This window comes from Nocardioides sp. CCNWLW216 (genome assembly GCF_037120545.1).
Classification (GTDB): domain Bacteria; phylum Actinomycetota; class Actinomycetes; order Propionibacteriales; family Nocardioidaceae; genus Nocardioides; species Nocardioides lianchengensis.
Map to the genome: position 1 here is coordinate 23,048 of NZ_JBBBBJ010000002.1, position 22,759 is coordinate 45,806.

22 protein-coding genes are annotated in these 22,759 nt (G+C 73.5%); 7 read left to right on the top strand and 15 right to left on the bottom strand.

Annotated elements, in window-relative coordinates; genetic code table 11:
* Positions 1-4: 4 nt before the first annotated feature.
* From V7S47_RS04500 to V7S47_RS04525, 6 genes are read right to left on the bottom strand one after another with little or no spacing between them, the layout of a single operon-like run.
* Positions 5-1,204, bottom strand: coding sequence for a kynureninase (locus V7S47_RS04500; protein WP_336560453.1), 1,200 nt, complete (start codon positions 1,202-1,204; stop codon positions 5-7).
* A gap of 34 nt (positions 1,205-1,238) precedes the next feature.
* Positions 1,239-1,625 carry a hypothetical protein gene (locus V7S47_RS04505; RefSeq protein ID WP_090853123.1) on the bottom strand — a complete coding sequence of 129 codons (387 nt, stop codon included), beginning with the start codon at positions 1,623-1,625 and terminating at the stop codon, positions 1,239-1,241.
* A 56-nt stretch (positions 1,626-1,681) separates the two neighbouring features.
* Positions 1,682-2,713, bottom strand: coding sequence for a hypothetical protein (locus tag V7S47_RS04510; protein WP_336560454.1), 1,032 nt, complete (start codon positions 2,711-2,713; stop codon positions 1,682-1,684).
* A complete protein-coding gene (locus V7S47_RS04515; RefSeq protein WP_336560455.1) occupies positions 2,710-3,270 on the bottom strand; it encodes a pyridoxamine 5'-phosphate oxidase family protein in 561 nt (186 codons plus the stop codon). Before V7S47_RS04515 ends, V7S47_RS04510 begins: the two co-directional genes overlap by 4 nt.
* A gap of 15 nt (positions 3,271-3,285) precedes the next feature.
* On the bottom strand, positions 3,286-4,980 hold the full coding sequence (ilvD, locus tag V7S47_RS04520) for a dihydroxy-acid dehydratase (protein WP_336560456.1): 1,695 nt from the start codon (positions 4,978-4,980) through the stop codon (positions 3,286-3,288).
* Positions 4,981-5,035: 55 nt separating this feature from the next.
* On the bottom strand, positions 5,036-5,515 hold the full coding sequence (locus tag V7S47_RS04525; RefSeq protein WP_336560457.1) for an SRPBCC family protein: 480 nt from the start codon (positions 5,513-5,515) through the stop codon (positions 5,036-5,038).
* Positions 5,516-5,610: 95 nt separating this feature from the next.
* Between V7S47_RS04525 and V7S47_RS04530 the strand changes: the two genes are divergently transcribed.
* The 3 genes from V7S47_RS04530 to V7S47_RS04540 are packed head-to-tail and all read left to right on the top strand — an operon-like array spanning position 5,611 to position 10,063.
* Positions 5,611-6,342, top strand: coding sequence for an HAD family hydrolase (locus V7S47_RS04530; RefSeq protein ID WP_336560458.1), 732 nt, complete (start codon positions 5,611-5,613; stop codon positions 6,340-6,342).
* Positions 6,343-6,368: 26 nt separating this feature from the next.
* Positions 6,369-8,948, top strand: coding sequence for a glycoside hydrolase family 65 protein (locus V7S47_RS04535; protein ID WP_336561003.1), 2,580 nt, complete (start codon positions 6,369-6,371; stop codon positions 8,946-8,948).
* Between the two features lie 32 nt (positions 8,949-8,980).
* Positions 8,981-10,063 (top strand): SGNH/GDSL hydrolase family protein, encoded by a 1,083-nt coding sequence (locus V7S47_RS04540; RefSeq protein WP_336560459.1) that lies wholly within the window; start codon positions 8,981-8,983, stop codon positions 10,061-10,063.
* Between the two features lie 39 nt (positions 10,064-10,102).
* Here V7S47_RS04540 and V7S47_RS04545 read toward each other — a convergent pair whose 3' ends face one another.
* From V7S47_RS04545 to V7S47_RS04560, 4 genes are all read right to left on the bottom strand, one after another.
* Positions 10,103-10,843, bottom strand: coding sequence for a MerR family transcriptional regulator (locus V7S47_RS04545; RefSeq protein WP_336560460.1), 741 nt, complete (start codon positions 10,841-10,843; stop codon positions 10,103-10,105).
* Entirely contained in the window at positions 10,830-12,062 is a 1,233-nt protein-coding gene (locus V7S47_RS04550; protein ID WP_336560461.1) for an MFS transporter, read from the bottom strand. Before V7S47_RS04550 ends, V7S47_RS04545 begins: the two co-directional genes overlap by 14 nt.
* Before the next feature lie 43 nt (positions 12,063-12,105).
* Positions 12,106-12,315: a hypothetical protein gene (locus V7S47_RS04555; RefSeq protein WP_336560462.1), complete on the bottom strand. Its 210-nt coding sequence runs from the start codon at positions 12,313-12,315 to the stop codon at positions 12,106-12,108.
* A gap of 127 nt (positions 12,316-12,442) precedes the next feature.
* On the bottom strand, positions 12,443-13,522 hold the full coding sequence (locus V7S47_RS04560; RefSeq protein ID WP_336560463.1) for a WD40/YVTN/BNR-like repeat-containing protein: 1,080 nt from the start codon (positions 13,520-13,522) through the stop codon (positions 12,443-12,445).
* A 43-nt stretch (positions 13,523-13,565) separates the two neighbouring features.
* Between V7S47_RS04560 and V7S47_RS04565 the strand changes: the two genes are divergently transcribed.
* The 4 genes from V7S47_RS04565 to V7S47_RS04580 all read left to right on the top strand — a co-directional run bounded on the left by V7S47_RS04565 (position 13,566) and on the right by V7S47_RS04580 (position 16,839).
* Positions 13,566-14,432, top strand: a complete 867-nt coding sequence (locus tag V7S47_RS04565; RefSeq protein WP_336560464.1) for an EamA family transporter — start codon at positions 13,566-13,568, stop codon at positions 14,430-14,432.
* 95 nt (positions 14,433-14,527) lie between these two features.
* Positions 14,528-14,749: a hypothetical protein gene (locus V7S47_RS04570; protein WP_336560465.1), complete on the top strand. Its 222-nt coding sequence runs from the start codon at positions 14,528-14,530 to the stop codon at positions 14,747-14,749.
* Positions 14,750-14,771: 22 nt separating this feature from the next.
* Positions 14,772-15,686 carry an alpha/beta fold hydrolase gene (locus V7S47_RS04575; RefSeq protein WP_336560466.1) on the top strand — a complete coding sequence of 305 codons (915 nt, stop codon included), beginning with the start codon at positions 14,772-14,774 and terminating at the stop codon, positions 15,684-15,686.
* A 1-nt stretch (position 15,687) separates the two neighbouring features.
* Positions 15,688-16,839 carry a PQQ-dependent sugar dehydrogenase gene (locus tag V7S47_RS04580; RefSeq protein WP_336560467.1) on the top strand — a complete coding sequence of 384 codons (1,152 nt, stop codon included), beginning with the start codon at positions 15,688-15,690 and terminating at the stop codon, positions 16,837-16,839.
* On the opposite strand, the gene V7S47_RS04585 is transcribed toward V7S47_RS04580, so the two are convergent.
* From V7S47_RS04585 to V7S47_RS04605, 5 genes are read right to left on the bottom strand one after another with little or no spacing between them, the layout of a single operon-like run.
* Entirely contained in the window at positions 16,826-17,641 is an 816-nt protein-coding gene (locus V7S47_RS04585) for an ECF transporter S component (protein WP_211752784.1), read from the bottom strand. The genes V7S47_RS04580 and V7S47_RS04585 overlap by 14 nt on opposite strands.
* Positions 17,638-19,206 carry an ABC transporter ATP-binding protein gene (locus V7S47_RS04590; protein ID WP_336560468.1) on the bottom strand — a complete coding sequence of 523 codons (1,569 nt, stop codon included), beginning with the start codon at positions 19,204-19,206 and terminating at the stop codon, positions 17,638-17,640. Before V7S47_RS04590 ends, V7S47_RS04585 begins: the two co-directional genes overlap by 4 nt.
* Positions 19,203-20,300, bottom strand: coding sequence for a CbiQ family ECF transporter T component (locus V7S47_RS04595; protein WP_336560469.1), 1,098 nt, complete (start codon positions 20,298-20,300; stop codon positions 19,203-19,205). Before V7S47_RS04595 ends, V7S47_RS04590 begins: the two co-directional genes overlap by 4 nt.
* On the bottom strand, positions 20,297-21,205 hold the full coding sequence (locus V7S47_RS04600) for a hypothetical protein (RefSeq protein WP_336560470.1): 909 nt from the start codon (positions 21,203-21,205) through the stop codon (positions 20,297-20,299). Before V7S47_RS04600 ends, V7S47_RS04595 begins: the two co-directional genes overlap by 4 nt.
* Before the next feature lie 2 nt (positions 21,206-21,207).
* Positions 21,208-22,704, bottom strand: a complete 1,497-nt coding sequence (locus tag V7S47_RS04605) for a hypothetical protein (protein ID WP_336560471.1) — start codon at positions 22,702-22,704, stop codon at positions 21,208-21,210.
* Positions 22,705-22,759: the final 55 nt, after the last annotated feature.

Consider the following 22,759-nt stretch of genomic DNA (forward strand, 5'->3'; position numbering starts at 1 on the left):
CCCCTCAGCGTGTCAGGGCGTCGAGCGTCTCGCGAACCGTTTCCAGGCCCCGTCGTACCTCGGCGAAGGAGGTGGACAACGGCGACAGCCCGATCCGCAGGCCGTGCGGGTCGCGGTAGTCCGGGATGACGTCGCGCCGCCAGAGCGCAGCGGTCACCTCGCGCATCAGCGGGTGGTTCAGCGTGACGTGGCCGCCCCGGCGGGCGCTGTCGCGCGGGCTGGCCAGCGCCACGTCGGGCAGCAGCTCCGCGGCGAGCTCGACCGCGTGGTCGGTGAGGGCCACCGACTTGGCGCGGACGGCATCGATGCCGGCCTGCTCCAGCAGCTCCAGCATGTCCTGCAGCGCGAGCATGCCGACCACCGGCGGGGTGCCCGAGAGCATCCGGCGGATGCCGGCCGCCGGGGCGTAGGTCGGCCCCATCAGGAACGGGTCGGTCGCGCCCATCCAGCCCTGGATCGGCTGCGTGAGCGAGTCGAGCAGCCCTGCGTTCACGTAGACGAAGGCGGGCGCGCCCGGCCCACCGTTGAGGTACTTGTAGCTGCAGCCCACCGCCAGGTCGACGCCCCACGCGTCGAGCTCGGTCGGCACCGAGCCGGCGGAGTGGCAGAGGTCCCAGAGCACCAACGCACCGGCGTCGTGGGCGATCCGGGTCAGCTGCTCGACGTCGGCGAGGTACGCCGAGCGGTAGGCGACGTGGCTGAGCACCACGAGGGCCGTGCGCTCACCGGTCGCCTCCGCCAGCTGCTCCGCCGTGACCCCGGCGCTGGTGTCGACGTCGATCCAGCGGATGCTCAGCCCGCACTCGTCGGCGATCCCCTGCGCGACGTACCGGTCGGTCGGGAAGTTGTCGCGGTCGACCACGATCTCGGTCCGCCCGGGCCGGGCCGCCACCGCCGCCCGCATCGTCTTGTAGAGGAGCACGGTCGTGGAGTCGCCGACGATCGTCTGCCCGGCTCCAGCCCCGAGGCAGATCCGGCCGAGGTCGTCGCCGATCGTGGCGGGGAGGTCCATCCAGCCCTCGTCCCACCCGCGGATCAGCCGCCCGCCCCACTCCTCGTCGACGAACGCCTTCAGCCGGTCGCCGGTCACCCTCAGGGGCCGGCCGAGGCTGTTGCCGTCGAAGTACACCAACGGCGTCTCGGCCCCCACGAAGGCGTCCCGGTACGACGCCAGGGGGTCGGTCTGGTCGAGGTCGCTCGTCACCTGCGCAGGGTAGCCGCGCGACGGACGGCGTCGCTCAGCCGGCGGCGTCGGTGCTCAGCCGCTCGACCCGCTGGGCGAACCGCTCCCACGCGGCCTGCCGGGAGGTGCCCAGCGACTGCCCGATGGCGGCCCACGACAGCTTGCGCGAGCGCGCCAGCTCGACCCACTCGACCAGGAAGTCGTCGACCTGGGTCGCGGTCTGGGCGATCAGAGGGATCTTGGCGAGCAGCTCGGCGTCGGTCATCGACTCCCACGGGGGTCGCGAGACCGCCTCCGTGCGTTCCGGGGAGGAGAGGACCGCGTGGTACTCGTCGACGCACGAGTGGCACATCATCGCGCCCAGTCCGCCGGCGAACTTCATGCCCTTCTCACCCTGCACCCCGCAGAACGAACACGACTTGTTCTCGACTGAGAAGTCCACCGTCCGCTGTCTCCTTCCCCCCCGACCATCCTGCCAGATTGTCCGGAACCCGGACGTCACTGGAAGCTCACGAACCGGACCCGGGGCCGGAGCGCCTGAACGGCGCGAGCGTCCATGCGGTGGACGTCCTCGTCGTAGAACAGCTTGAAACCCATCGTGAACTGTCGGGGACGCGCCACCGCCCGGTAGGTCGCGCGCTTCTGCTGGCGGGTCCCGAACCCGTCGACGTGCTGGACCGAGGCGAGTCCCGGACGGCCGACGATCCGCTCGACGGCGGGGAGCATCGAGGTCCGGAACTGGTGCAGCACGAACAGCTTCTCGGGCAACCGCTCGCGGGTGACCAGGCGCGAGAGCCAGGCCGAGGTCCGGTTCACCTCGCGGGCGTGGACCCGGCCGACGACCCGCCCCGGCACCTGGTGGCGCGACATCCGCCACTCGGGGTCGAGCGCCAGCCCGACGTGCGGGTCGCGCAGCGCCCACTCCCAGCGCTTGGCCACGGTCAGGAAGTCGGAGCGTCCCGGCTGGATGTCGAGCAGCAGCAGGAGGCCGTGCTGCCGGGCGGCCCGGACGTAGCGGCGTACGTCGGCGCGCGGGATGTCGTGGCTGAAGTCGCCGTCGCGGCCGGGAAGCCCGTCGGCGACGGTGACGATCAGCTCGAAGACGCCCTGCACCGGGCGGCCCGGACGGCGGAAAGGCCGGGCGGCCCGTCGTACGGCGGCCGCAGCCCGGTCGGGCGACCGCTCCCCCAGCACGCCGAGCGAGCCCGTGCCGGCGGTGCCGTAGTGGGCCACCAGGAACCGGCCGCCCTCGAAGACCCGGGTGCGGCCGCCCGGCAGCGTGGCGACCGGCTCCCCCGAGACCGGCTCGGCGGGGGTGGCCGGCTCGGTCGGCTCCGCGGGTGCGGCCGGCTCCTCGACGGGCGCCTGGGCCGCCGGCGGCCCGGACACCGCAGGCGCGGCCTCCGGCTCGGCGCGCGCCGAGTCGGTCGACTGGTAGCCCGCCTCCCAGGAGACCGCCAGCAGCGCGAGCAGCACCAGCAGCACGAGGAAGAGGATCGGCCAGGTCGGCTCGGGGCGCCGGTCGCTCACGGGACCGGGTCCTGGTCGAACGCGGGTAGGCCGTCGATGCTGGTGCGGTTCTTCTGCACCCGGTAGGCGAGCACCCCGTCGGGTCCGCGCCGCTCCATGTTGGGGGTGAGCAGGTCCCGCTCCTCGTCGAGGCTGAGCAGCGGCAGCGCGTAGCCGCAGGAGTCGCTGACCCGCTCGACGTCGACCACGATCACCGCTCGGGCGGCCGGGTTGGCCGGGAAGCGGGCGGCCCAGGTGGCGAAGTCGTCGTCGTACACCGTGACGACGCGTCCGCGGCCGTGGAACCGGACCACGTTGGGGGTCCGCTCGAACGAGCAGAACATCAGCGTGATCCGGCCGTTCTGGCGCAGGTGGGCGATCGTCTCGGCCCCGCTCGCGGTCAGGTCGAGGTAGGCGACCGTGTGCTCGTCAACGACCGCGAAGGTGTCGGCGAGGCCCTTCGGCGAGACGTTGACGTGGCCGCCGTCGCCGGACGGTGCCGTCGCCACGAAGAAGACGGGTTGGCGCTCGACGAACGCCCGCAGGCGTCCGTCGATCGCGTCGTAGGTCTTCCCCATCCGGCGACGACCGCCTCAGCTGGTGACGGCGCCGTGGGCCGCGGACTGCACGACCTTGGCGTACTTGCCGAGCACACCGCGGGTGTACTTCGGCGGGCGCGGCGTCCAGCCCTCCTGGCGGGCGGCGTAGTCCTCCTCGGAGATCTCGACCTCCAGCGTGCGGTTCAGCACGTCGAGCACGATCGGGTCGCCGTCCTGCACGAACGCGATCGGTCCGCCGTCGACGGCCTCGGGCGCGATGTGGCCCACGCAGAGGCCCGTCGTACCGCCGGAGAAGCGGCCGTCGGTGACGAGCAGGACGTCCTTGCCGAGGCCGGCGCCCTTGATCGCGCCGGTGATGGCCAGCATCTCCCGCATGCCGGGACCGCCCTTGGGGCCCTCGTAGCGGATGACCACGACGTCGCGGGCCTGGATCTTCCCCTCCTCGAGGGCGTCCATCGCGGCGCGCTCGCCGTCGAAGACCCGGGCCGTGCCGCGGAAGACGGTGTCGTCGAAGCCGGCCGACTTCACGACCGCGCCCTCGGGGGCCAGCGTGCCCTTGAGGATGGTCAGGCCGCCGGTGGCGTGGATCGGCCGGTCCAGCTTGCGGATCACGTCGTCGTCGAGGGCCGGCGGGGCCAGCGCCTCGAGGTTCTCGGCCATGGTCTTGCCGGTGACGGTCAGGCAGTCGCCGTGCATGAGGCCCGCGTCGAGCAGCGCCTTCATCACGACAGGGATGCCGCCGATCTTGTCGACGTCGTTCATGACGTACTTGCCGAACGGCTTCAGGTCGCCGAGGTGCGGCACCTTCTCGCCGACCCGGTTGAAGTCGTCGATGGTCAGGTCGACGTCGGCCTCGCGGGCCATGGCCAGCAGGTGCAGCACGGCGTTCGTCGAGCCGCCGAGGGCCATCACGACGGTGATGGCGTTCTCGAACGCCTCCTTGGTCATGATCTGGCGGGCCGTGATGCCGTGCTTGAGGAGGTTCACGACGGCCTCGCCGGAGCGGTGCGCGAACCCGTCGCGACGCCGGTCGACGGCCGGCGGGGCGGCCGAGCCGGGCAGGCTCATGCCGATCGCCTCGGCCACCGAGGCCATGGTGTTGGCGGTGTACATGCCGCCGCAGGCGCCCTCGCCCGGACAGATGGCCCGCTCGATCCGGTCCACCTCGGCGCGGGTGATCTTGCCGGCCAGGCAGGCGCCGACCGCCTCGAAGGCGTCGATGATCGTCACGTCGTTGCCGTCGACCGAGCCCGGCATCGTGGAGCCGGCGTAGAGGAACACGCTGGACAGGTCGAGCCGCGCGGCGGCCATCAGCATGCCGGGCAGCGACTTGTCGCAGCCGGCCAGGAGCACCGAGCCGTCGAGACGCTCGGCCATCATCACGGTCTCGACCGAGTCGGCGATGACCTCGCGCGAGACCAGCGAGAAGTGCATCCCCTCGTGGCCCATCGAGATGCCGTCGGAGACCGAGATGGTCCCGAACTCGAGCGGGTAGCCACCGGCCGCGTGCACGCCGTTCTTGACGGCCTTCGCCAGCCGGTCCAGGGAGAGGTTGCAGGGGGTGATCTCGTTCCAGCTGGAGGCCACACCGATCTGGGGCTTCTCCCAGTCGTCGTCGCCCATGCCGACGGCGCGGAGCATGCCGCGCGCCGCGGCCCGCTCCAGTCCGTCGGTCACGTCCCGCGAACGGGGCTTGAGGTCGTGCGTGGTCGGGTCCTGCTCGCTCATGCCTCCGAGCCTAATCGGGGCCCGGCGCCGCCGTACGCCGGTCTCAGGGTCGGGCTCAGCGGGAGCCGGTCGGCGAGGGGTCGCCCTCGGCCACCTTCTTCAGCTTCGCCAGGCCTCGCTCGAAGTCCCGGCCGACCAGCCGATCCATCGGGATGACCGGGCTCAGCCACGACATCAGGCCGCTCGTCGCGCCCCGCATCCGCCAGGTCACCACCGTCGAGCCGGCGACCGGCAGCAGTTCGAACCACACCTCGTTGGTCGTCGAGAACGGCTTGAGGAAGCGCAGCACCAGCTCGATCCGCTCGGGCTGCGACGAGGTGATCTGCATCGACCCGGCGCCCGCCTTGCGGTTCCCGTGCCACGCGTAGCAGGCGCCCACGCCGTTCGGCGAGCCCGTGTGCACGCGCTCCATGCCGGGGTCGATGTCCTCCCAGGGCGACCAGGCGGTCCACAGGTGGAGGTCGTTGACGAGCGCGTGCACCACCCGGGCGTCCGCCCCGATGGTGGTGCTGCGGACGACCTCGAACGCTCCCATGGGCGGCAGTCTGGGCCCGGAGTGGCCGGAGTCTCAACACGTCCCGGGCGGGTTGTCTGGACGAGCGACCCCTCGGGCCCTCTAGCGTGTTCCCCGTGGCCGACTTCAGCTGGGACGACGTGGACGCTGCCCTGTTCGACCTCGACGGGGTGGTGACCCCGACCGCCGAGGTGCACATGCGCGCCTGGGCCGAGATGTTCAACGCCTTCCTCCAGGCGTACGACGGGGCCGGCGACCGGTCGCCGTACACCGACGCCGACTACTTCGCCCACGTCGACGGCAAGCCCCGCTACGACGGGGTGCGCGACTTCCTCGCCGCCCGCGGCCTCAAGCTGCCCGAGGGCACCAGCGACGACCCGGCGAGCGCCGAGACCGTGCGCGGGCTGGGCAACCGCAAGAACGACGCCTTCAACGCGGTGCTGGCCCGCGACGGCGTGACGGCCTACCCCGGCTCGGTCGCGCTCCTCGACCACCTGCGCGACCGGGGGATGCCGCTCGCGGTCGTCTCATCCTCGGTCAACGCGCCGGCCGTCCTCGAGGCCGCCGGCCTGGCCGACCGGTTCCGGACCGTGGTGAGCGGGGCGGTGGCCGAGGAGCTGGGCCTGCCCGGCAAGCCCGCGCCCGACACCTTCCAGCACGCCGCCGACGTACTCGGGGTCCCGCACGCGAGAGCGGTGGTCCTCGAGGATGCCGTCTCGGGCGTGCGGGCCGGGGCGGCCGGCGGGTTCGCCGCCGTCATCGGGGTCGACCGGGGTGCCGGTCACGACACGCTCAACGACGCCGGCGCGACGGTCGTCGTCAGCGACCTCGCGGAGCTGGTCCCGTGAACCCCCGCAAGGTGGGCCCGGACCCGATGGACCGCGGTCGGTTCCCGATCGACCCGTGGCGACTGGTGGAGACCAGCTACCACCCCGACGACCTGGGCGTGACCGAGACGCTCTTCACCGTGGCCAACGGCTACCTCGGCATGCGCGGCAACCCCGAGGAGGGGCGGCCGTCGTACGCCCACGGGACGTTCGTCAACGGCTTCCACGAGACCTGGCCGATCCGGCACGCGGAGGCGGCGTTCGGCTTCGCCCGCACCGGCCAGACCATCGTCAACGTGCCCGACGCGAAGGTCGTCAAGATCTACGTCGACGACGAGCCGCTGACCTTCGGCACCTCCGACCTGGAGTTCTACGAGCGATCGCTCGACTTCCGCGACGGCCTGCTGCGCCGCAACCTGGTCTGGCGCACGCCGTCGGGCAAGCGGGTGCGGATCCACTCCACGCGGATGGTCTCGATGACCCAGCGGCACCTGTCGTTCCTGACGCTGGAGATCACCATGCTCAGCGGCGACGCGCCGGTGGTGGTCTCCTCGCAGATCATCAACCGCCAGGACGGCCGTGACGAGTACGTCGGGGCGGAGCAGCCCCAGGTCGCGATCGGGATGACCGACCCACGCAAGGCGGCGGCCTTCGCCGGGCGGGTCCTGGAGCCGCGACTGCACTACGCCCGCGACGACCGGATGCTGCTCGGCTACCGCTGCGCGACCTCGGGCATGACGATCGCGGTCGCCGCCGACCACGACCTGACCACCTCCGACGAGCACGAGATCGTCGTCCGCGGCGACGAGGACCTGGCCAAGACCGTCTTCCGGGTCGACGCCACCGAGGGCAACACGATCACCCTCTGCAAGACCGTCGCCTACCACTCCTCGCGGGGCGTCCCGGTGCGCGAGCTGTCCGACCGCTGCGACCGCACCCTCGACCGGGCCAAGCGGCAGGGGCTGAAGCACTACCTGGAGGACCAGCGCGCCTGGTACGGCCGGTTCTGGGACGCCGCGGACGTCGAGGTCGGGGGGCTCGCGGACGACCCCGTCGGTACGGCGAGCCAGGAACTCGCGGCCGTGCAGCAGGCGGTGCGGTTCAACCTGTTCTCCCTGGCCCAGGCCAGCGGCCGCACCGACGGGCTCGGCGTACCGGCCAAGGGGGTGACCGGCTCCGGCTACGAGGGTCACTACTTCTGGGACACCGAGGTCTACGTGATCCCGTTCCTCACCTACACGCTGCCCGAGGTGGCCCGCAACGCCCTGCACTTCCGGTCGCTCATGCTTCCGGCCGCCCGGAACCGGGCCCGCGAGATGGCCCAGAGCGGCGCCATGTTCCCGTGGCGCACGATCAACGGCGAGGAGGCGTCGGCGTACTACGCGGCCGGCTCAGCGCAGGTGCACATCGACGCGGACGTCGCCTACGCGCTCACCAAGTACGTCCGGGCCACCGGTGACCGGGGCTTCCTGGTCCGCGAGGGCATCGACATCCTCATCGAGACCGCGCGGATGTGGGCCGACCTGGGCTTCTGGCGCAGCAACGGCGACGAGAGCTTCCACATCCACGGTGTCACCGGGCCCGACGAGTACACGACCGTCGTCAACAACAACCTGTTCACCAACGTCATGGCCCGCTTCAACCTGGAGCAGGCCGTCGAGGCGGTGGAGTGGGTCCGGGAGGCCGACCCGGTCGAGTTCGACCGGCTCCGGGCCCGGCTCGACCTGAGCGGCGAGGAGGTCGACGAGTGGCGTCGCTGCGCCGCCGGCATGTCGATCCCGTTCGACGCCGGGCTGGGCATCCACCCGCAGGACGACTTCTTCCTGGACCGCGAGGTGTGGGACCTGTCCAAGACGCCGGCCGAGCTGCGGCCGCTGCTGCTGCACTACCACCCGCTGGTGATCTACCGGTTCCAGGTGCTGAAGCAGGCCGACGTCGTGCTCGCGCTGTTCCTGCAGGGCGACCGGTTCAGCGACGACGAGAAGCGCGCGGACTTCGAGTACTACGACCCGATCACCACCGGCGACTCGACGTTGTCGGCCTGCGTCCAGGCGATCATCGCCGCCGAGGTCGGCCACCACGACACCGCGCTGCGCTACTTCCACGAGGCGCTGTACGTCGACCTGAGGAACCTGCACGGCAACACCGTCGACGGCATGCACGTCGCGTCCTGCGGCGGCGTGTGGAGCGCCCTGGTCTCCGGCTTCGGCGGCATGCGCGACCACGGCGGCGAGCTGTCCTTCGACCCGCGGCTGCCCGTCGGCTGGCCGGTGCTGCGCTACCGGCTCGCCTGGCAGGGTGCCCGGCTGCTGGTCGAGGTCACCGAGCGGCAGCTGCGCATCACCCTGGAGGCCCCGCCCGCCGAGGGCGACACGGTGACGCTCAGCGTGCGCGGCACGTCGTACGACGTGAGCGCGGCGGCGCCGCTCGAGGTCGTCCTCGACGACCAGGGCCCGCGGATGACCGGCGTCGTCGACGACCACCCGATCACCGGCGGCATCCGGGCCGACGGCAGCACGATCACCGCGGGCGTCCCCGACCCGATCGTGCACGAGCCCGAGACCGGCGAGCTGCCGGCCTACCAGGAACAGACCCCGCCGATGGGTCCCCACGTGCCGCAGTCGTAGGACCGCCCCGGAGTGGGTAGAACGAGAACGGGTTGCAGAACTCCCGTCTCGTCCCGCCCTACCCCGGAGGCACCATGCGCACCGTCCGTCCTCGCCCGTCCCGGTCGATCCTGTACGCCGCCGCCGCGCTGGTGCTGGCGGCCACGCTCGGGACCGCACCCGGGGGACCGGCCGCCGCCGGACCGGCCAGCGACGTGGTGGCGAGCGGCGAGCCGATCGACTACGTCGCCCTCGGCGACTCCTACAGCGCCGGCCCGCTCGTGCCGGCCCAGCGGCTCGATCCGCTCGGCTGTCTGCGCTCGACCAACAACTACCCGGCGTTCCTGGCCGGCTACCTGAAGGTGCGCAGCTACGTCGACGTCACCTGCTCGGGCGCCGAGACGGCCGATCTCGACCGGCGCGCCCAGACGACGATCATCCCCGGGCCCAAGCCACCCCGGCAGATCGACGCCCTGAGCGCCGGGACCGACCTGGTGACCGTCGGCATCGGCGGCAACGACCGGAAGCTCTTCGGCTCGATGATCGAGGTCTGCCAGAAGGTCGCCGAGCTCGACCCGCAGGGCGACCCCTGCCGGCGCCACTTCACCAACCGTCGTGGTGTCGACACCAAGCTCCGCGACGCCACCCGGATCCAGCGGTACGTCGGCCGCACGCTGCGGGCGGTCGGCCGGCGCGCGCCGAACGCCGAGGTGTACGTCGTCGGCTACCCGCGGCTGCTCCCTGAGCGCGGGACCTGCAAGGCCGTGAAGTTCGCGGCCGGAGACTACCGCTGGGGCAACCGGATCGAGCGGCGGCTGAACCGCTCCCTGCGCCGGGCCGCGGTCAACAACGGCGCCGCCTACCTGAACCTCTATCCCGCCTCCCGCGGCCACGACGCGTGCGCCGGCCAGGAGGCCTGGATCAACGGCAGCACCCTCAAGCCGCTGCGGGCGGCCGACTTCCACCCGTTCCTGCGGGGCATGCGCGGCTCCGCGCAGGAGATCTACCGCCAGCTGACCGGCGGGCGGACCGCGCCCGGCCACGGAGTTGCCCAGCCGCCGATCGGCTCGATCGGCCGGTCGTCCACCACGCCGCCTCCCGGCGTCGTCGCCGCCTGGCGGGGGCAGTCCGGCTGATCCGCAGCTCCCTGAGAGGCAGGCAGCACGCCACCGGCCCTAGCGAGCCAGTGCGGCCAGGATCCGAACGAGCACGGCTCGCTGGGTCGGGTTGAGCAGGTCCCGGCTGTGGGCGTCCAGGAGCGCCTCACCCGCGTCGAGGTCGAGCTCCTCGCCGCCGAGGTCGGCGACCATCCGCCCCAGGAAGGACGTGGTGTCGGCGACCAGGCGGTCGACCTCGGCCGCCGCGGTCTCCGCGGTGAGTCGCTCGAAGCGAGCGCCGAGCTCCAGGTACGCCGCCCGCTGCCCCGGATCCTCGACCTGGGCGTAGAGGCGGGCGACCATCGAGACCGCCCGCGCACCTCCGAGCTGGACCAGGATCAGGATCTGGTCCCGGTCGAGTTCGGCCAGACGACGGGGCTGCCCGGCCTCGACGAGCGCGTGCCACTGCCGCGCGAGCTCCGGAGGCAGGTCGGGGGACGCCCCGTCCCGGCGCAGCGCCGCGATCACGGCCCGCTGCTCCTCGAGCCCGGCCACCTGCGCAGCCAGCTCCGCGTCAAGCTGCTCCAGCACCTCGGCGTGCCCGTCGCCGGTGTCGTCGAGCACGCCCGGAATCGCCTCGAGGCCGAGGCCGAGGTCGGCCAACCGCCTGATCCGCAGCACCCGGACCAGGTCGTGGACGTCGTACTCCCGGTAGCCGTTGGCCGCCCGCTCGGGCTCGTCGAGGATGCCCAACTGGTGGTAGTGCCGCAGGGTGCGCACGGTGACTCCGGCGAGGGCGGCGAGCTCACCGCTGCGCATGCTCGTCCTCCTGCAGGGCCGGGGCGGGGGTGACCGGGAGGTCCAGCCATCGACCGGGAGCCGCGGCCAGGGCCGCCAGCACCCAGACCGCCGCGACCAGCATGGCAGCCTCGCGGAGGCCGACGTACTCGACGATGACCGCCGCGACGACGATGGCCAGCGGGCCCACCGCCGTGACCAGCGCGTTCTGGGTGCCGGTGATCCGACCTCGCAGCGCGTCGGGGACGCGCTCGACCGTCAGGACGCCGAGCAGGCTGGAGAAGAGGCCGCTGAAGACGCCCACGACGAAAGCGCCGACCAGGACGAGCCACCACGACCCGAGGGCCGCCATCACCCCGAATCCGACGACGGAGCCCAGCAGCCCGGTGAGCAGCCAGGTCCGGCGCCGGACCCGCGGACCAGCGGCAAGGTAGGCACCGCTGCCCAGCAGCAGGCCGGCCGCAAGAGCGGTGAGCACCAGACCCAGGCGCCCGGGCTGGTCCTCGGCCGTGAAGTAGACGGGCAGGACCAGACCCTGGAAGGCACCGAGCACGAACACCGACACCAGCGTGAGCCCGGTCAGGACGACCAGGAAGCGACTGGCGAGCAGCGTGTGCCACCCCTCGCGGACCTGTGCCCACGAGGAGGACACCGCGCTCCCCTTCTCCACGCGACCGACCGCGTGCGGCACCAGGAGGGTGGTGAGCGCCGCCAGCAGCGAGGTCGCAGCCGTGATCCACAGAACCGTCGCTCCGTCGAGCAGCGCCATCAGCAGCCCCGCGGCCGCCGGGCCGACCAGCAGGGCGAGCGCCCCGAGCGCCTCGCGGGCCCCGACCAGCCGCTCGACGGAGAGGTCCCCGTGCCGCGCGATCGCCGGCAGCAGCGCCTCGCGCGCGGTCATGCCCGGGACGTCACCGAACGCCCCGATCGCTCCGAGCAGCACGAACCAGCCGAGGCTGAGGCCGGTGACGAGGTCGACGACCGGCAGGGCGGCGACCGCCCCGGCCGAGACGAGGTCGGTCACGACCGAGGAGGTACGGCGGTTCACCCGGTCGATCACCACGCCCATGAACAGCCCCGCCAGCACCGCAGGTACGGCGGTCGCCGCAGCCACGGCCCCGGCGGACAGGGCGCTGCCGGTCGTCTGCAGCACGATCAGCGGCAGCGCGACGGCGGCGACGGAGTTGCCGAGCACCGACATCAGGTAGGAGCCGAGATAGGCGACGGGGATCAGGCGCATGCCCCCAGCACAGACCCTGACGTCGCGTCGGGGTCAAGCGGAGCTAGAGGTAGGGGGCGACGGTGAGCGCCGGCCACGCTCCGGCGGCGACCAGGCCCACGAGCTCCACCCGGCCGGGAAGCTCGTCGTAGCGGTGCCGCGCCCCGGCGAGCGCGAAGACCACTGTCATCGCCGCGCCCCTCCCCACGCCCAGCCACTCCTGCCGGGCGAGCGCGAGGGCCAACCCCGACACGCCGACGAGGGTGGCCAGCACGAACAGCCAGCCGATCCACGCACCGCGGCGCCGGGGCAGGGCGGTGGGAGGTCGAGGGCCGGGTCACTCACCCGGCCATCATCGGAGAGCGGCGGCCCAGCCGGGGGCCGAACACCTGCCCCCGCCACTAGACCCGGGCGGCCCTGACCACCAGCACGTCCGGGAGGTTGGCGACGACCTGCGTCCAGGTGCCGCCGGCGTCGGCGGAGGCCCAGACCGCGCCGTTGCGGGCGCCGACGTACAGGCCGGTGGTGTCGTGGTCGTCGGCGCACATGGCATCGCGCATGACGCCGACGTAGAAGTAGTCCGGGAGGCCGTCGCCGAGCTCCTCCCAGCGCTCCCCCGCGTCGCGGGAGCGCCAGACGCGGGCCTTCCCGTCGGTCGGGTAGCGCCCCTCGCCGGCGTTCAGCGGGAAGACGAAGACGGTGTCGGGCTCGTGCGGGTGCACGACGACCGGGAAGCCGAAGTCGGCGGGCAGGCCGTCGGCGATCGAGACCCAGGTCGCGGCGTGGTCGTCGGATCGGTAGACCCCGCCGTGGTTCTGCAGGTAGAGCCGCTCGGGACGCGACGGGTGCCGGGCGACCTTGTGGACGCACTGGCCGAAGCGCGGGTACTGCTCCCCCTCCGGCAGGAACTCCGCCCGGATGCCGGTGTTGCGCGGTTCCCAGGACGACCCGCCGTCGGCGGTCTGGTAGACGCCGCCGGTCGAGATGGCCACCGTCACCGAGGCCGGGTCGGTCGGGTGCGGGAGGATCGTGTGGAAGGCCTGGCCGCCGAAGCCGGCGCCCCACTGCGGCCGGTCGGGGTGCTCCCAGAGCGCGCGCTCCAGGGCGAACGACGCACCGCCGTCCGTCGAGCGCCAGACCGCGCCGGGTTCGGTGCCGGCGTACACGACGCCGTCCTCGGCGCCCGGCACCAGCTGCCACACCCGCTCCACGGAGGCGCCGTCGTCCTCGGCGAAGCGGATCGCGCCCGGTGTCTCGGTCCACGAGCGACCGAGATCCTCGCTGCGACGCACCTGCGGCCCCAGCCAGCTGGACGAGGAGCCGGCCAGCAGCCGCGGCGACGCCCCGCGGGTGTCGACCAGGCAGGAGTAGACCTCCTCCATGTCATGGTGCGGCCCCGTGAACTCCCAGCCGCTGCGAGCGTCGTCGGACGTCCCGATCCACAGTCCCTTGCGCGTGCCCACCATCAGCACCGTGCCCATCCCTGCCTCCTCGCTCGCCGGGCCTCGTCGGTAGGTTGACCCGGTGACGGCGAGGAAGTCATCGGCGGTCTCCCCGATCTGGTTGGTGCTGATCGGCATCCTGTCCGTCCAGTTCGGCGCCGGCATCGCCAAGAGCCTCTTCGACGAGGTCGACCCGACCACGATCGTGTGGCTGCGGCTCGCCGCCAGCGCGCTGGTCATGCTGGCCATCGCCCGGCCGGTGCTGCGCGGCAAGACCCGCGACGACTGGCTCGTCGTCCTCGCGTACGGCGCCAGCCTCGGGCTGATGAACTGGTCGATCTATCAGTCCTTCCAGCGGATCCCGCTGGGCCTCGCCGTGACGATCGAGTTCGCCGGACCGCTGACCCTCGCGGTGCTCGGCTCGCGGCGGGTCCGCGACCTGCTCTGGGTCGGCCTGGCGGGGCTGGGCGTGCTGCTGCTCGGGTTCGAGCGCAGCGACCTCGACCCGGTCGGGGTGCTCTACGCGCTGCTGGCCGGCGCCGCGTGGGCGACGTACATCCTGATGAGTGCGCAGACCGGCCGCCGCTGGCCGGGCTTCGACGGCCTGGTGGTCGCCAGCGTGGTGGCGATGCTGCTGCTGACCCCGCTCGCCCTGGGCGCGCACGCCGACGAGCTCGGCGACGGACGGATCCTGCTCCTCGGCGCGCTCGTCGGGCTGCTCAGCTCGGTGATCCCCTACACCTGCGAGCTGGTCGCGCTCCGGTCGATCCGACCCGCGGTGTTCAGCATCCTGATGAGCCTGGAGCCGGCGGCTGCGGCGCTGGCCGGCATCGTGGTGCTGGCCGAGTTCCTGAGCCCGGTGCAGTGGGCGGCGATGGCCTGCGTCGTGGTCGCCAGCGTCGGCGCGACCCGCTCTGGACGGGTGCTGGCCGAGCCCGCTCCCGACTAGTTCACGACCTCGTCACACGCCGGTGACCGCGAGGACGCCCGCAGCATCTAGCGTGGGGATCTCCCCACCCGCAGCACCTCCCTCTCGGAGCAGCCATGTCGGTCGCCGCGCTCACGCCTCTGTCCCTGCTGCGCCGCGCCGAGCGGCGGCTCGACCAGTGGTCGGTCGAGTCCCAGCTGCGCGCCCGACGCAACGCCATGGTCGCCTCGACCGCACTCGCACAGCGCCGGGCCGAGCGCGAGGAGGTCGAGGACTTCTTCGCCGCCCTGGCCGCTCCGCCGGCCCCGCCGACGGCCGAGGTGCGCGCCGCGCGCTGACGGAGCACCTAGTCTGCGGGTCATGCCGACCTCCGCCGCCCGCATCGACGATCGCGCCGTCCTGGCCTTCCGCGACGTCCTCTCCGACGACGGCACCCGGCTCCGGGCCTGGACCAACGACCCCGACGGCAGCATCGACGGCCCGACGGTCGTGCTCTGCAACGGCCTCGGCACCAACCCCTGGACCTGGCCGGCCCTACTCCGACCGGACTGCGGCGTCCGCGTGGTCTCCTGGAACCACCGCGGCACCGGCGGCTCGGACCGCCCCGTCGACGTCGACCGCGTCGGCATCGACGAGTTCGTCGAGGACGCCCTGTCGGTGATGGACCACTTCGGCGTCGACCGGGCCGTGCTGGTGGGCTGGTCGATGGGCGTGAACACCATGTTCGAGCTGGCCGCCGACCACCCCGAGCGCGTGACCGGCCTCTTCGCCGTGGCCGGGGTCCCCGGCGACACGTTCTCCACGATGCTCGGTCCGCTGCTGCTCCCCCGCCCGGCCGCGCGCGCCCTCACCGTCGGCCTGGCCCACGGGCTGCGCCTCGGAGGCCGCGCGCTCACGCCGATCGCGTCGCGACTCCCGGTCGGGCGTCGGGCGATCGACCTGCTCTCCCACTCCGGCTTCATGTTCCCCGTCGCCGACCCCGAGCTCGCGGTGGAGGCGGTGCGCGAGTTCCTGACCACGCCGCTCGACTGGTACGCCCACCTCGCCCTGCGCTCGTCCGAGCACCCGCGCGTCCCGCTCAGCCGGATCCGGGTGCCGGTCGCCTTCGTCGCGGCGTCGTACGACGTGCTCGCGGGCTCGCGCCACATGCGGACGGCGGCCGCGCGCCTCGTCGACGCGACGTACGTCGAGCTGCGCGGCAGCCACTTCATCCAGATGGAGCAGCCCGAGCGCGTGCACGAGCTGCTGTTGGCCTTCCTCCGTAGGGTCGGCTGACATGAAGCGAGCACTCGCCCTGGTCCTGTCGGCCGGACTGCTGGCGGGCTGCTCGCAGGGCGGGTCCGAGGTGACCTACGAGATCGAGGGCACGCCGACCCCGACGCCCACCCCGAGCGCCCCGACGAGCGCCGCCGCGCCGTCGTCGCCGACGGGGACCGAGTCGACCGAGGCCGTCACGACGAAGCCCCCGAAGGTGCTGGGGACGATCGCGACCGGCCTCGCTGCCCCCTGGGGCCTGGACTTCCTCCCCGACGGCGACGCGATCGTCACCGAGCGCGACACCCGGCGGGTGCTGCGGATCGGCGGCGAGCGGCCGCACCGGGTCACCGAGCTCGGCACGATCGACGCTGCCGCGCCCCAGGGCGAGGCCGGGCTGCTCGGTGTCGCCGTGTCCCCCACCTTCGACGAGGACCGCTTCGTGTTCCTCTACGTCAGCACCGCCGAGGACAACCGGGTGGTCCGCGCGACGCTGCGCGGCAACCGGCTCAGCACGCCCGAGCCGATCCTCACCGGCATCCCCAACGGCTTCCGCCACGACGGCGGCCGGCTGGAGTTCGGGCCGAACGGCTACCTCTACGTGACCACCGGCGAGATCGGCGAGCCCGACCGCGCCCAGGACCGCGAGGACCTGGCCGGCAAGATCCTGCGGATCACGCCCGACGGCGACCCGGCCCCGGGCAACCCGTTCGACAGCCCGGTGTGGTCGTGGGGCCACCGCAACGTCCAGGGCCTGGCCTTCGTCGACGACCAGCTGTGGGCCTCGGAGTTCGGCGACCAGACCTTCGACGAGCTCAACAGGATCCGGGCCGGAGACAACTACGGGTGGCCGGAGGTCGAGGGCGAGGGCGGCACCGACCAGGGGTTCACCGATCCCCAGGTCACCTGGGGCACCGACGAGGCCTCCCCCTCGGGGCTCGCGTACGCCGGCGGCCACCTCTGGCTGGCCGCGCTGAAGGGCGAGCGGCTGTGGCGGGTCGACCTGGAGGACGGCGAGGCGACGAACCCGACGCCGTACTTCGTCGGTGACTACGGGCGGATGCGCACCGTCGTCACGGCCCCCGACGGGCGGCTGTGGCTGACGACGAGCAACCGGGACGGCCGGATCGACCCGCGCGAGGGCGACGACCGGATCCTGGTCATCCGGCCGTAGTCGGCTCCTCGACACGACCGGTCACCGTCGCCCGCCGGGCCGCCCGGCGCAGGGTCGTCAGCACCGCCGGTCCGAGGACGACCACGGCGACCGCCGTCGTGACCGCCCGCCCGGTGTCGAAGCTGCTGGTCGAGGTCAGCAGCGTGTAGACGAGGAAGGTCTGCAGGTTGTCCAGCAGCGGCGCCCCCGGCACGTAGGCCAGCGAGCCCTCGTGGCCCGGCACCTGCACGCCGAGCAGGAACGGCCAGCCGGAGAGGTTCATCAGCAGGCCGTAGGCGTACGCCGCGACCACGCCGTACGCCGCCAGCATCACGACCTCGGCGCGTCCGGTGACCCGTCGGGGCAGCAGCCCGGCGCCCATGCCGATCCAGGCCGAGCAGATCATCTGGAACGGCAGCCAGGGGCCGACGCCCGCGGTCATCAGGGCCGACGCGAAGAGGGACGTGCAGCCCAGGACGAAGCCGAACCCGGCGCCGAACACCCGGCCGGCCAGGATCAGCAGGAAGAAGACCAGCTCGACGCCCGCCGTACCGGCCGAGATACCGCGCAGCACGGCGTTGATGGCGCTCAGCACGCCGAGGACGGCCAGCACCCGAGGGTCCAGCCCGCCCTCGCTGACCTCGGCGAGCACCACCGCGATCACCACCGGCAGCAGGGCCAGGAACAGGAAGGGCGGATCGACCCGGGTGGTGCCGGCGTCGACCTGCACGAGCAGCGGCCAGCAGAGCATGCCGAGCCCGGCGACCGAGGCGACCAGGAGCACCGCGGCCGAGCGGCGCGAGAGGGCGACGGCGCCGCTCACCGCACGCCGTCCAGGGCGGCGACGACCTCGTCGACCCGCAGCCAGGGCGCGCCCAGCACCTTGGTGACCTGGGGCGCGAAGGCCGGGGACTCGGCGACCACGCGTCGGACCGGACCCGACGAGACGACCTCGCCCTCGGCCAGCACCACCACGTCGTCGGCGGCCTGGGCCACGAACTCGACGTCGTGGGTGGCGACCAGGACGGCGTGCCCGTTCGCGGCGAGGTCGCGCAGGATGGTGGCCAGCACCCGCTTCGCGGCGTAGTCGAGACCCCGGGTGGGCTCGTCGAGCAGCACCACGCGCGGCCGGGCGGCCAGCACCAGGGCGAGTGCGAGCGCGAGCCGCTGGCCCTCCGAGAGGTCGCGCGGGTGCCCGTCGTCGGGGATGCCGGGGACCAGCCGGTCGAGGATCCTGCGGGTGGCCGGGCCGCCCGCGGCGCACTCCTCGGCGACCGTCTCCAGGTAGAGCAGGTCGCCGGCGGTCTGAGGCAGCAGGCCGACCAGCGCGCGGCGGTCGGCCGCCTCCAGCCGGGCCGGGTCCAGCTCGCCGACCTGGACCGTGCCCGCCTGCCGGCGGCCGGTGCCCTGCAGGCTCCACAGCAGGGAGGACTTGCCCGAGCCGTTGCGCCCCATCAGCGCCGTCACCCGGCCCGCGGGGACACGGACGTCGACCTCCCGCAGCGCCACGGTGCGGCCGTGCACGACGGTGACCCCGGTGGCCATCAGGCCGGGTGCCGCGGCCGGCTCGGTCGCCGGCTCGGGGAGAGCCAGGGCCGGCAGCTCTCGAGCCCGCCGGCGCGCGTCGCGCACGCTCAGCGGCAGCGGCGACCAGCCGGCCGCGCGGCCCAGCTCGACGATCGGAGGTACGACGGGGGACGTCGCCAGCAGCTGCGCCGGCTCCCCCACGGCGACCCGTCCGTCACCGGTCAGCAGGCACATCCGGTCGGCGAAGGGGACCACCCGCTCCAGGCGGTGCTCGGCCAGCAGCACCGAGACGCCGAGGTCGTGGACGAGCCGGGTGAGGGTGGCGAGCACCTCCTCGGCCGCGGTGGGGTCGAGCGCCGAGGTGGGCTCGTCGAGCACCAGCAGCCGCGGGTGCATGGTCAGCACCGCCCCGATCGCCACCCGCTGCTGCTGGCCGCCGGAGAGCGTGCGCAGGTCGCGGTCGCGCAGCTCGGCGATCCCGAGCAGGTCGAGGGTCTCCTCCACCCGGCGACGCATCGTCTCGGCGGGCAGGCCGAGCTGCTCCATCCCGTAGGCGAGCTCGTCCTCCACGGTGTCGGTCACGAAGCCGGCGGCCGGGTCCTGGCCGACGTACCCGATCGCGTGGGCGCGCTCGCGTGGCGGCGTACGGACGATGCTGACGCCGTCGAGCAGCACGTCGCCGCCGAGCACCCCACCGGAGAAGCGCGGCACCAGGCCGGTCACCACGCCCAGGAGGGTGGACTTCCCGACACCGGTCGGGCCGGAGACCAGGACCAGCTCGCCCTCGTCGAGGTCGAGGTCGACGCCGTCGAGGATGCGGTGGTCGTCGTAGGCGAAGGTGATGCCGCGCAGCTCGATCACGCCAGCACCACCCGGGGCGGTGGCGCCAGGGCGGCGGCCGCGAGCCCGATCAGGGCGCCGGCCAGGGCGACCGCGCTGACCTGCGGGACGGAGGCCAGTCCCGGGTAGGCCAGCAGCGGCGTCTCGTGGGCGACCCACCAGCCGCTCACCCCGGCGGCCAGTCCGCAGAGCGCGACGCCGGTCTCGGGCCAGCGCCACGGGTCGGGACGGTACGTCGTCCGCTCGGCCCGCCGGCCCGCGCTGCGCAGCCCGGCAGCCGCGAGCACCAGGCCGAGGACGACCATCGGCAGCGCCAGCCAGCGCGGAGCGGTGGCGTCCAGGACGGCGTACGAGCCGACGCACAGCCCGCACAGCCCGAGCAGGAGCAGCGCGCCCGTGGTCCGCCGCTCCCCGCGCGACGCCCCGGAGCTGCGGCCGTAGCCGCGGGCGTCCATCCCGGCGGCCAGCGCCAGCGACCGCTCGAGGGCGTCCTCCAGCACCGGCACGAGGGTACGGCGGAGCCGGCCGACCCGGCGCTCGTCACCGGCCCGCAGCCGCTGGGCGGCCCGGACCCGGCGGACGCTGTCGGCCAGCTGGGGCAGCACCGTGACCGCGACGACCAGGGCGGTGCCGATCTCGTAGAGCGCCGACGGCATCGAGCGCAGCAGCCGCTTCGGGTTGGCCAGCGCGTTGGCGGCGCCGAGGCAGATCACCACCGCGGCCAGCCGCATCCCGTCGTACAGCCCGGCGAGGAGGGCCTCCTGCGTGACGGGGCCGAGCAGGGTGATGCCGAGGACCCAGTCCGGAAGCGGGATCTCTGGCAGATCGAGCAGGACGGTCCCCTCGTAGGACCCCCCGAAGATCAGGCGGAAGACGACCCGGATCACCACGATCGCCAACCCCAGCCAGAGGTAGAGGCGGAACGAGCGGGCCCACGGCTGCTCGGAGCGGCGGGCGGTCACGACCAGGGCTGCGACGCCCACCAGGAGCAGCAGCACGAACGGGTTGGTGGTCGCCGAGGCCGCCGCCGCGAGGCCGATCGCCCACGCCCACCAGGCCAGCGGGTGCAGGTCGCGCGGCAGCCGACCCGCGCGGACGGCGGTGGCCGCGGTCACGGTCCCGACGAGCGAGCGGACCGGCGACGGAGGACGACGGCGCCGGCCGTCCCGCCACCGATCGCGACGAGCAGGATCAGCACCAGCCAGGTCGGGACGCCCTCGTCCTCGGTGGTCTGCTGGGCCGCGGGCGAGAGCACCGGCTCGTCGACGTTGCCGGCACCGGCGGTCGGCGACACCGCTGGGTCGGTGCTCGGTGCCGCGGTCTGCGCGCTCGTGGCGGAGGGGGACGCGGAAGGGGCGGACGGCGTCGCGGACGGGCTGGTGCTCTCGGACGTGGCCGACTCCGTGGGGGCGCCCGACGGGGTGCCGGCGCTCGGGGCGCCCGTGGTGGGCGCGCTCGACGGCTGCCGGGTGGGCGTCGCTGACGGCTTCTTCGTGGGCTTCTTGCTCGGCTTCGCCGACGGCTGCTTGGTCGGCTGGGCGGACGGGGTGGCCTTGGCATGCACCGGCGGTGTGGCTCCCGGCGCCCTCGCCCCGTCGACGTCGTCCCAGGCGAACGCCACGCTGCCCCCCGCCGGGATCCGGAGCGACTTCACGCCCCGGGTGGCGTAGGTCCAGCTGCCGGACGTCCCGTCCGACCACCACAGCGACCAGAAGCGGTCACCGGGCGGCATGCCCTGGCAGGGATCGTCGGCCGGCGCGCCCTTGACCCGGCAGACGGCGCCGGCGAACTCCTGCGTGTAGGTCAGCTCGTAGTCGGCCGCCGGGAACAGGTCCTTGGCCAGGCCGCTGGTCCCGACGCAGGACTGCCCGACCCCGCCTCCGAGGGAGCCGTAGTCGACGACCACGGTCACCCCCGTGCCGGTGGTGCAGGCCGCGGCCTGCGCGGTCGGGGCCGGTACGACGACCGCCGCCGCGGCCACGAGGGCCGCGGCGACGAGTCGCACAAGGTGGTGTCGCACGGTCAGCGGACGACCCGGAAGGCACCCTTGCCGGTGCGGTTGGTGAACTCGCCTCGGACGGTGACCTTGCGCTTGCCGACCTTGCCGGTCGCCTTGACCACGGTGCGGAAGACGCCATTCGCGTTCGCGGTGCCGCGCACGACGCGCTTGCCCGTGACCCGGAGCGTCACCGACTCGCGCGGGGCCAGGCCGGTGACCCGCGCCCGGACCTTCTTGCCCTTCGCGACCCGCTTCGCGACGATCACCCGGAACTTGGTGGCGCCGAGCGCCTTCACCGTGGCCGTCGCCGGGCGGCCGGCGGTGCTGAGCGTGAGGACGTGGTTGCGCGTGCCGGCCGGGATCGCGACGGCCACGGCACCCGGTCCGGAGACCTGCTTGCCGGTGCCGACGCCGGAGACACAGCCGCGCTCGCCGGCGTTCAGGCCGGAGACCTTCAGCGAGATCGTGCGACCCGCCTGGACGTAGTCGGTCGGACCCGAGAGGGCCGGCTTGCTGGTGGGCAGGTAGGCGAGCCCGGCGAGAGCCTGCGCCGTCGCGAAGACGGTCTGCTCACGGTTGTCCTCGGTGACGCCCTCGGGGAAGGTGCTCGACGTCCAGCTCACCGCGCCGGCGGCAGGCGCAGCCGCGCCGCAGGCGGGCAGCGAGACGTACTGGTGGGCGGCGACCCAGGCGGCCGCCTTCGCCGCCGGCGCGTTCGCGCCCGCGAGACCGAGCGACCAGGCGGCCAGGCCGGTGTCGTTGGCGTTGTCCTCGGACTTCAGGCACTCGTAGTTCGGCGGGCCGGCGTACTCGGTGCAGTTCTCGAAGCCGCCGGTGGCCGACTGCTTGCCTCCGAGGAACGCGACCGCCTTGTCGATCGCGGCCTGGGTCGGCGCGTCCTTGACCTCGAGCGACGCCAGGGCCGCCAGCGAGTAGTAGGTGGCGAACTGGTCGCCCTCACCGACACACGGGGTGGAGTAGCCCCAGCCGCCGTCGGCGCACTGCCCGGAGCGGAGGTACTCGGCCGACTTCGCGGCCTCGTCGCTGCCGCCCTCGACCAGCGCGAGGGTCCCGAACCACTGCTGGGCGTACTGACCGCCCAGGGCACCGGTCGTGTCGTCGGTGTTGTCCTCGACCAGGCCCAGCAGGTTGAGGTCCGTGTCGCCGGCCGACGTCGGGTCGCCGACGAGCCCGTAGAACCACGCTGCCTTGGCGATGCTGTTGTTGCCGGTCGCGTAGCTGGCGACCCGAGCGTCGACGCCGGTCTTGACGGCGGCCAGCACCTGCGGGGCAGCGCCCGAGGCCTCCAGGCCGACGCCGAAGTCGAGCGTCTGGCCGAGGCTCGGCAGCGTGCCCGCGGTCGTCTGGGTCGCGAGCCAGGTCGCGGCGGCGGTGGCCGCCGGGGTCGGCGGCGTGGTGGGCGCGGCCAGGGCCGGCGCACCGGAGACGGCGACGACAGCGGCCGACGCCAGGACGGGCGCGGCCACCAGGGCGGCGGCGCGGCGTACGAGGTGGTTCATGGGTTCCTTCCCGCTGCTCAGCGAGAAGGCCGTCGAGGCCGACCCGCTGGTTTCC